Source organism: Paenibacillus sp. Aloe-11, assembly GCF_000245715.1.
Lineage (GTDB): Bacteria > Bacillota > Bacilli > Paenibacillales > Paenibacillaceae > Paenibacillus > Paenibacillus kribbensis.
The window spans coordinates 27,264-36,852 of the sequence record NZ_JH601066.1 but is presented as its reverse complement, the minus strand read 5'-3'; the positions used below and the strand labels follow the sequence as shown (position 1 = coordinate 36,852).

Annotated in this window: 8 protein-coding genes; 7 read left to right on the top strand and 1 reads right to left on the bottom strand. The window is 47.9% G+C overall.

What is annotated here, in order from left to right; translation table 11 throughout:
- The 5 genes from WG8_RS28860 to WG8_RS20405 all read left to right on the top strand — a co-directional run.
- A partial coding sequence (locus tag WG8_RS28860; RefSeq protein WP_007432132.1) for an NEAT domain-containing protein occupies positions 1–2,388 on the top strand: 2,388 nt, incomplete at its 5' end.
- Positions 2,389–2,544: 156 nt separating this feature from the next.
- Positions 2,545–3,504, top strand: coding sequence for a heme ABC transporter substrate-binding protein IsdE (gene isdE, locus WG8_RS20420; RefSeq protein ID WP_007432131.1), 960 nt, complete (start codon positions 2,545–2,547; stop codon positions 3,502–3,504).
- 14 nt (positions 3,505–3,518) lie between these two features.
- Positions 3,519–4,502, top strand: a complete 984-nt coding sequence (locus tag WG8_RS20415; protein WP_007432130.1) for a FecCD family ABC transporter permease — start codon at positions 3,519–3,521, stop codon at positions 4,500–4,502.
- Complete coding sequence (locus tag WG8_RS20410; protein ID WP_007432129.1) at positions 4,492–5,271, top strand: ABC transporter ATP-binding protein; 780 nt, start codon at positions 4,492–4,494, stop codon at positions 5,269–5,271. Before WG8_RS20415 ends, WG8_RS20410 begins: the two co-directional genes overlap by 11 nt.
- A gap of 284 nt (positions 5,272–5,555) precedes the next feature.
- Positions 5,556–7,184: an ABC-F family ATP-binding cassette domain-containing protein gene (locus tag WG8_RS20405; protein WP_007432128.1), complete on the top strand. Its 1,629-nt coding sequence runs from the start codon at positions 5,556–5,558 to the stop codon at positions 7,182–7,184.
- Between the two features lie 196 nt (positions 7,185–7,380).
- Here WG8_RS20405 and WG8_RS20400 read toward each other — a convergent pair whose 3' ends face one another.
- On the bottom strand, positions 7,381–7,566 hold the full coding sequence (locus tag WG8_RS20400) for a hypothetical protein (protein WP_007432127.1): 186 nt from the start codon (positions 7,564–7,566) through the stop codon (positions 7,381–7,383).
- A gap of 322 nt (positions 7,567–7,888) precedes the next feature.
- On the opposite strand from WG8_RS20400, the gene WG8_RS20395 reads away from it, so the two are divergent.
- Positions 7,889–8,758 carry a cation diffusion facilitator family transporter gene (locus WG8_RS20395; protein WP_007432126.1) on the top strand — a complete coding sequence of 290 codons (870 nt, stop codon included), beginning with the start codon at positions 7,889–7,891 and terminating at the stop codon, positions 8,756–8,758.
- Between the two features lie 191 nt (positions 8,759–8,949).
- Positions 8,950–9,589: SH3 domain-containing protein (locus tag WG8_RS28855; RefSeq protein WP_007432125.1), on the top strand; the 640-nt coding region annotated here is incomplete at its 3' end.

Genomic DNA, 9,589 nt, shown 5'->3' with positions numbered 1-9,589 from the left:
ACCGATGCTGATATTGTAAGTGAGGACAAGACAGCCAATACCCGTGTGGTGAAATTTAAGGTAGCGGATTTGGATGCTATTCTGAACGCACAAGTACATGTAAGCACGACCTATCCGGGTGGAGTTTATGAGATGGATCATAAGCTTCGTCTTCAATTCGACAAGAGCAGTATTACAAAAGCTCCATCCCCGGTTGATCCAGGGACGCCTGGTACTCCTGGGAAGGGTTTAGCCGATGGAACGTATTCAATCAAGTTCAATGCGTTGCATGCAACCAAAGATCAACCATCGGCGATGGCGCAATATTTGTTGTCTCCGGCTACATTGACGGTATCTAAAGGCAAGTATGAAGTTTCCTTTACCGTCAAGGACAGCGCAACGGTGACAGAATTCAAAACGGAACAAAACGGAACATTGACGGATGCGGATATTGTAAGTGAAGACAAAACAGCCGATACACGTGTCGTAAAATTCAAAGTAGCGGATTTGGACGCTATTCTGAATGCACAGGTCCATGTAAGTACCAGTTTTAACGGATCGGTTTACGAAATGGATCATAAGATCCGCCTTCAATTTGACCGCAGCAGCATCACGGCAAAAGGAACGGATGGCGGTACAACTCCTGTGGCTGAAAACGGCAGATACAGCATTGATTTCTCTGTGCTCAAAAACGGAACCAATGAAATATCCATAATGGATGGCTATATGCAGAAACCAGCCACGCTGTTAAGACAGTCTGGAAAAAATGTGATTCAGATTAAAATGGACAAGAGCAGCTGGATTAAAACGTTCAAAGTAAATGGTTCAGAAGCTCAGGTGGTTGATCAATCGACCTCCGCAGATACAAGAACAGTGCAATTTGAAGTGCCTGATCTGTCGGATAAAGTGACAGTGAATACACATGTCATCGTACCTGGATTGGAATTGGGTGGCATTCTATACGATCACGTATATGATGTGCAATTTCAATTCGAGCCTGCTACCATTCGCAGCTTTGTTGAACCGTCCTCTTCGGGAACACCAGATCCTACAGTGAAGCTGGATTTTGACAAACTTGTCAATGGCAAATATGCTTTGAAATTCAGCATCGTTTTACCTGATGGCTCGACAGGAGTGGATTCACCGGCTCTACGCTTCATCACTGACGAACCGGCGCAATTGGTCGTGGAAGGCGACAAACGGTTTGTAGGTCTGAAGCTGCAAAACAGTAATGAAGTGAAGGCGTTGCGCATATGGGATAACGCAAGCGGGGACTACCGAGACGCGGAAGTGACCCAGGAAGATGCAGCAAGCAATACGAAGCACATCCGTTTTAGCGTAAATGACTTTAAGAACAATGTAAAAGGCCAACTGGTTGTTTATGAGGCCCCTAAAGTGGCAAGTGCCGCTCCGATGGTCTTCAAGGCCGAGGATCGTGTAGAAAAGGTATACGACTTTGAATTCAAATTCGATACCAGTAATGTATCTTATTACAACGACAAGAAGTCGGTTGAAGAGGAAAAGGGGAAAAACAACCTGCCTGACGGAGAGTATACAGCGGATTTCCGTCTTCTGGCGAACGGTACGGAGAAGGACTCCATTGTAGCTCCTTTTGTAGAGCCTCTGGCGAAGCTGGCCGTGAAGAACGGCAAGATTGTGGCTCATCTGACCATTACGGACAGACAGGCTCTGAAACAATTCCAAACCGATTTTGAAGGTCGTTATGCAAATCCGGCGGTTATTGGTTCCAGCACAAAAGGGGATACGCACACGATCGCTTTTGAAGTACCTGATTTGGACAAAAAGCTGAGTGTGTATACCCAGGTATATCTGCCTGAAAAATACATTTTTAATGAGAAATTCGGCGGACAGCTTCAATTTGACCGTGCATCGTTTAAAGGCGAGGGAGTAAGTGCAGCTACAACTGCAACCGCCGCTGAACCAGCGCCAGCCTCTACGGACAAAGCAGCACAAACGGCCACGCCTGTGGCTGAACAAAAACCCGTAGTTGAGCAGCCAGCTCAGCCCGCAGCTTCCGAGAAGCAATACACGATCAACTACAACATATTTAAAGACAAGACGAATGAAGCTTCCGTTATGGAAGGATACCTCGACAAGCCAGCCTTACTGATTGAAAAGGGAGGCAAGCGCTATGTCCAGGTCACTTTGAAAAACAGCTCCTGGATGCCGGCTCTCCAAGTGGAGCAAAACGGCACTCTGAAAGATGTGGAAGTGATCTCGACATCCGGTGATACACGTGTGGTTCAATTCGAGGTAGGGGACTTGTCTCAGAAAATTAGTGCCTACACCCACGTTGCTGTGCCTGGTTTGGTTCTGGGCGGTGTGCCATATGATCACTGGTACACAGTTCAGTTCCAATTTGATGAAGCAAGTCTGAAAGCGAAGTAAACTCAGGTTATGACATCAATGTAGCCCGACTAAACAGCATAATTTGTATGTGAGCAAGTCTTGGTGCCTGGCATCAAGACTTGTCAGCATTTACATACCCGAAAAAAGCTGGGGCTCATGCTGCTCTATATTTTGAATTGAGGTGATTTGATTTTCATGAAACGCTATACAGCTTTTACACAAGGGAAATCATTCTGTTTTTACATGTTGGTCAGCATTGTAATCTTGTTGCTCGCCGGATGCTCGGGAGGAGCAGAAGCCGAACAAAACAGTAGTGCTGGTTCGAAATCGCCAGCAACGTCTGAGGCCGCAGGAAAGTCATCAGACGATAAAGTTCAAACACCACGTATTGTTGCGACTACGGTAGCCATTACGGAAATTACGGATGCACTGGGCTTGGATTTGGCCGGTAAGCCAACAAGCTCAAAAGTGCTGCCTAACCGATACAAGGATGTGCCTGATGTGGGTAATCCGATGAGTCCTGACATGGAAAAAGTGATGTCGCTGAAGCCAACAGATATATTGTCGGTCACGACACTTCAATATGATTTGGAGCCCAAGTTTAAGGGCCTGAATATCAATGCTGAATTCTTGAATTTTGAAAGCCTTGCGAATATGCAAAAGGAAATTCAAAAGCTGGGAGACCGATTTGACAAAGCTGAAAAGGCGAAAGAGATTAATGCAGCCTTGGATGCCAAAGTAGCCGCGATTAAGCAGCAAGTCCAAGGGAAGAAATCTCCTAAGGTCCTGATTCTACTGGGGGTACCGGGAAGTTATCTGGTAGCTACCGAGCATTCCTATATTGGCGATCTGGTCAAAATTGCAGGCGGGACGAATGTAGTCCAAGATCAGAAGGTGGAGTATATTGCTCACAATACAGAAGCCTTGCAGCAGTCCAATCCAGATATAATATTGCGCGCCGCGCACGGAATGCCGGATGAAGTCGTCAAAATGTTCGATGAAGAATTCAAAACCAACGACATCTGGAAGCATTTTAACGCTGTAAAAAATGGACACGTCTACGATCTGCCGGAACCGTTATTTGGCACAACAGGTAATCTGGCCGCTAGCTCAGCACTGGATGAGCTGGTGAAGATGATGTACCCTTCGAACTAAAGGAAGCTGATGACATGTCAAGGAAAGTGTGGAGTATTATCATTGTGATGGTCTTGCTCATCGGCGTCATTCTGTATTCGGCAATGACTGGCAGTCTCAAGGTCAACCTGAGCCAATTAGTGGCCGGATTATGGACAGGGACGGATGAGCAGGTAAATGTGGTGAAGGATCTGAGACTACCCAGAATTATCGTGGCCGTGATGGCCGGAGCAGCGCTTGCAGTGGCGGGTGTTCTGTTGCAAGCGGTCATGAAAAACCCGCTGGCTGATGCGGGAGTGATCGGCATTTCTTCAGGAGCAGCTTTAATCTCGTTAATTGCGGTGACAATCTTTCCGATGCTTTATTTCTGGATGCCGTTCTTCTCTTTTATCGGTGGCGCGCTGGCCTGCTTGATGGTCTACGGATTTTCCTGGAAATCCGGCCTGCATCCAATTCGTCTGATCCTGATCGGGGTCGCAGTAAATGCCATTTTTTCAGGTTTGGGGCAGTCATTTAACTATCGGGGGAGCTATGCGGTCACCAGCATTAATCAGGTCACAACCTCGACCCTGTCCATGAAAAAATGGGTTGATGTCGAGGTTATCACAACCTATGGCGGAATTGGTTTGATTCTGGCCATACTCGTGTTCTCCTGGTGCAATTTCTTGTCTCTCCAGGATAAAACGGCTAAAAATCTCGGATTCAATGTGACGCGCGCACGACTTTTGATTTCCGTCATTGCCGTGCTGCTGGCGGCAACGGCTACGGCCATCGCAGGAGTTATCGCCTTTATCGGCTTGCTCGTTCCACATTGTGCCCGTTATTTGGTGGGTTCGGATCACAAGTGGCTCATTCCGTTCTCCGCCTTGTGTGGCGGCTTGCTGCTGCTGCTCGCAGATACGCTTGGGCGGACGGTGCTTGCTCCCAATGAAATTCCGGCTTCTATTATTATGGCCGTCATTGGCGGACCGTTCCTGATCTTTTTAATCAGAAAGGCGGATCGCACCTATGGACATTAAGGATATTACCTTTTCATATGACCGCAAAACGGATCGTCTGCATGCCATCCATGCTGTGATTGAGCCGGGACGGATTACTACGATTATCGGCCCCAATGGCTGCGGCAAATCGACGCTGCTCAGTGTGATGTCTAACAATGCGGTTCCCCGCTTGGGTCAAGTCATTTTGGACGGGAAGGAAATAACCCGCTACAAGCCCAAGGAACTGGCCCGTCAATTGGCGGTGGTACATCAGCAGAATGAGACACCCTCGGACTTGACGGTAGAAAAGCTCGTCAGCTTCGGAAGAATGCCGCATAAAACCATGTTCACAGCCAGCCGCGACGAGGACGAGCAGGCAGTCGAATGGGCGATGGCCTGTACCAACCTGTCGGAACGCAGAACAAGCACGCTGGATCAGCTTTCAGGTGGGGAACGACAGCGTGTATGGATTGCGATGGCCTTGGCACAGCGGACGCCGATTTTATTTTTGGATGAGCCGACCACTTATCTGGATATGTATTACCAGCTTGAGATTTTGGAGTTGATCCGGAAGCTGAATCAGGAGCACGGACTGACTATCGTGATGGTGCTGCATGATATTAATCAGGCTATTCGGTATAGCGACGTGATGATCGCTATGAAGGAAGGACGTATCATAGCAAACGGCCGGCCCGCAGAGGTTGTAACATCCGAATTGATTCAAGCCGTCTATGGTGTAGAGGTAATCGTAAGACAGGACGAGGAGGCGGGAATGTATCTCATTCCGCTTGGTGTCGGTGTTTCCTGACATTTACAAGTACACGGAATATGAATGTTGAAACCGAATAACGCGTTTGTCCTGGTGGCTACTCATCGAATTTGAAAACAAGAAAATGGTTCTGGTCCATGTGTTTGTCAGGTGACAATCGTGGAGATAGAAGCATTTTTTTATTTTAGTTATAAGATATTGGGTGAGGTTCAGGGACGGTTCTGCTTATACTACGGTTCGAATCCGATCTTTTGTGTGTTATACTATTGCCGTCGGTAATTTTGTGTTTAGCACTTTACTAATGATAAGGATGGTATGCTTATATGATCAGTACAAGCGGCGTAACGCTTCGTTATGGTAAACGCCCACTTTTTGAAGACGTAAATATCAAATTTACTCCCGGGAACTGCTACGGCCTGATTGGGGCGAATGGCGCGGGCAAATCCACTTTTTTGAAAATTCTTTCCGGTGAAATCGAAGCCAATTCAGGCGAGGTCCACATGACACCGGGCGAACGGATGGCAGTGCTCAAGCAGAACCATTATGAATACGATGAATTCCCTGTTCTGGAAACTGTTATTATGGGCCATACGCGCCTGTATGAGATCATGAAGGAAAAGGATGCGCTGTACGCTAAAGCAGAGTTTTCCGAAGCGGATGGCCTGCGCGCCGGTGAGCTGGAAGGCGAATTTGCAGAGCTGAACGGCTGGGATGCCGAGCCGGATGCGGCCGCATTGCTGATCGGCCTTGGTATTCCGCGTGACCTGCATGACAAAAAGATGGCTGAGATGAGCGGTAACGACAAGGTACGTGTTCTCTTGGCACAAGCGTTGTTTGGTCGTCCGAACAATTTGCTGCTCGATGAGCCTACGAACCATTTGGATCTCGAATCCATTCAGTGGCTTGAGAACTTCCTGATGGACTATGAAGGCACCGTCATTGTCGTATCCCATGATCGTCACTTCCTGAATAAGGTATGTACGCATATTGCGGATATTGATTTTGGTAAAATTCAGATGTATGTCGGTAACTACGACTTCTGGTATGAGTCCAGCCAGCTTGCGCTTACACTGGCTCGTGATGCCAACAAGAAGAAGGAAGAGAAGATCAAGGAACTGCAAGCCTTTATCCAGCGCTTTTCCGCAAATGCTTCCAAGTCCAAGCAGGCAACCTCGCGTAAAAAGCAGCTGGATAAAATTACGCTGGACGACATCCGTCCGTCGAACCGTAAATATCCGTTCATTAACTTCAAACCTGAGCGTGAAGCGGGCAAACAACTGCTGACCGTAGACAGCCTCAGTAAAACCGTTGAAGGCGAGCAAGTGCTGAACGAGTTCAGTCTGGTTGTGAACAAAGGTGATAAAATTGCGTTCGTTGGCCCGAACGGCCTGCCTAAAACGCCGCTCTTCCAGATCCTGATGAACGAACTGGAAGCGGACAACGGCGAATTTTCCTGGGGGATCACAACCAGCCAGGCGTATTTCCCGAAAGATAACTCCACTTATTTTGAAGGTGTGGATTTGAATCTAGTGGAATGGCTGCGTCAATATTCAAAGGATCAGGACGAAACGTTCCTGCGCGGCTTCTTGGGACGTATGCTTTTCTCGGGTGAAGAAGCACTTAAGAAAGCAAGCGTGCTGTCCGGGGGCGAAAAGGTTCGCTGTATGCTGGCGAAAATGATGTTGAACGGTGCCAATGTGCTGCTGCTGGAAGAACCGACCAACCACTTGGATCTGGAATCCATCACAGCGCTGAACAATGGTCTGATCGACTTTGACGGTACCATTTTGTTCACTTCCCATGACCATCAGTTCATTCAAACCATCGCGAACCGTATCGTCGAAATTACACCAAACGGTGTAATCGACCGTACGATGAGCTATGATGAATATTTGGAAAGCGAAGAAATTGCGAAATTGCGTGAGCGTATGTATCCGGTAGAAATCGGCTAATACCCGAACAGCTAATCTAGCTAATTTCAGCGAATAGTCAAACGAAAGAGGAGCTCCTTGGGCCATGGATATGGCTGGGGAAGCTCCTCTTTTTCGTTGGTTCGATTGCCTATAGCTTAAAAAATCGGTTCCGGCAACGAGGCAAGATTAACCTCGTCAGGCCTCCGTTACCATAATAGCCTATGGGCTGGGTGGTTTATGATCCACCTGTACGACGGCGTTGGTTGTTCGGCTTCTTCGTATTTTGGCTTTTCAGTGTTTTGGTGGAACCGCCTTGAAAGCCGCCCTGCTGTGAAGCGCCGGACTGCTGTTTTTTTTGTGCCAGCTTTTCGCGAATGGCATCTGCAAGATTAATTTTACGTGGTTCATTGGCATCGCTCATGAATAAATTCCTCCTGTTGCCGCCGGATTCATGTCAATCCTGCTGATTGAAGAACAACGCGGCTGTGTCCTCATTTTAAACGTTTTTAAAAGAAGGGACAAGGGCAACAATAATATCACGAGGGCAGGGTGAACCAGGAGCAGAAAGCCTGTTTTTTGCATGCAGGCAAAAATGTTTTGCAACCCCCACAGGAATGGGACTTGGCAATACTTTTTCGTTGTTCCTACAGCGATGCGGAGAGGAAAGACTGTTTCTGTAGACCCACACAAATATCGTCTGCTATGCTGAAATAACAGTTGCTTTTGAAGGAGTGTCCTCCGTTGTGGTGAATGTTTATGAGGAAATACGAAAAGGTGAACGAGGGGCGTGGGTGAGCATTGGCGCTTACCTTTTGCTGTCCGGATTCAAGCTGATTAGTGGATATATCTTTGCTTCCAGCGCGTTGCTGGCCGATGGCTTTAACAATGTCACCGATATTGTGGTGTCCGTTGCCGTGCTCATTGGCCTGAGAATATCCCAGAAGCCGCCGGACTCTGATCATGCCTACGGACATTTTCGGGCCGAAACGATCGCAGCGCTGCTAGCGTCCTTTATTATGGCTGTCGTCGGTCTCCAGGTGCTTATTGATGGAATCGGGAGCATTTTTAAGGGCGGAAAGCAAACACCGGATATCACCTCCGCAGGTGTAGCTGTGATTTGTGCAGTTATTATGCTGGGAGTGTATCTGTACAATAGCAGACTGGCCCGGCAGATTAACAATAAGGCGTTGCTGGCAGCGGCTAAGGATAATCTGTCAGATGCGCTTGTCAGTGTCGGAGCAGCGGTAGGTATTATCGGCGCACAGTTCGGATTGCTATGGCTGGATACCGTTGCGGCGATCGCGGTAGGATTTATGATATGCAAGACGGCATGGGATATCTTTAAAGATTCCACACACAGTTTGACGGATGGATTTGACGAGCAGGAGCTGTCTGACTTACGGAGTACGATTGCCCATATACCTGGAGTAGAGGGAATTCGAGACGTTAAGGCACGGGTACACGGTAATCATGCGCTGGTGGATGTGGTCATTGAGGTGAATCCGCAACTCAGCCTGATTGAAGGACATCGGATCAGCGACCGAATTGAGGAACGCTTGCAAGAGGTTCATAATACAATGCATGTCCACGTCCATGTAGAACCCAAATTATAGTTTAATTATTTAATAGTTAGCCATAAAAGAGACTTTAGACCTATATGCAAAGAGTGGATACGTTCTCTTTTGTGACGTTTGGATTATATCTCTCTTCCTGCTGCTTTTACTATAATGAAGGCATGTCCGGCTATATTGGTCGGAATTGGACATGCTCTTCAAATTCGTAAAAACAGCCAGGAGGTGCAACATTGAGAAGACGTGTGATGGGAACGCTCATGACGTCAGCCGCGCTATTGGCAGCAATTCATGTGTCGCCGGGTCAGGTTGACGCAGCGGTATCGACAGCATCCACAGGTCAGAAGGCGGTCATTCAATCGGCAGTAAAGCTCAGATCGAATCCTTCGACGACGGGGGATGTAGTCAGCTTTATGAAGCAGGGAGAGGCCGTAACGGTATTGGAGAAAACGAACAGCTATTGGTACAAGGTCAAGACTTCTGGTGGAGTTACCGGATACACGAGCAGCTCCGACAAGTACATAAAAGTTGGCGCTACCAGCGCCGCTGCTACTGTCACCCCGACTGCCAGCCGTAAACCGGAAATCACTGAACCCGTTAAAAACAACGTTTCAACGAAAGAGGCATCAGCCTCAGTGAATAGTTCTGCCGGTCAAACGAAAGCTACGATTCAAACGTCCGTTCGTTTGCGGGCGGAGGCATCCACTTCTTCCGAGATTTTGGGCTATATGAATACAGGGGATGTCGTTACAATTACCGATTCTAGTAACGCCTATTGGTTCAAGGTTACCACTGCTGATGGTACGGCAGGCTATGTCAGCTCGTCTCCACAATATATTCGTATTGGTGAGGGGGTTGTTGTGGAGCAGCCTG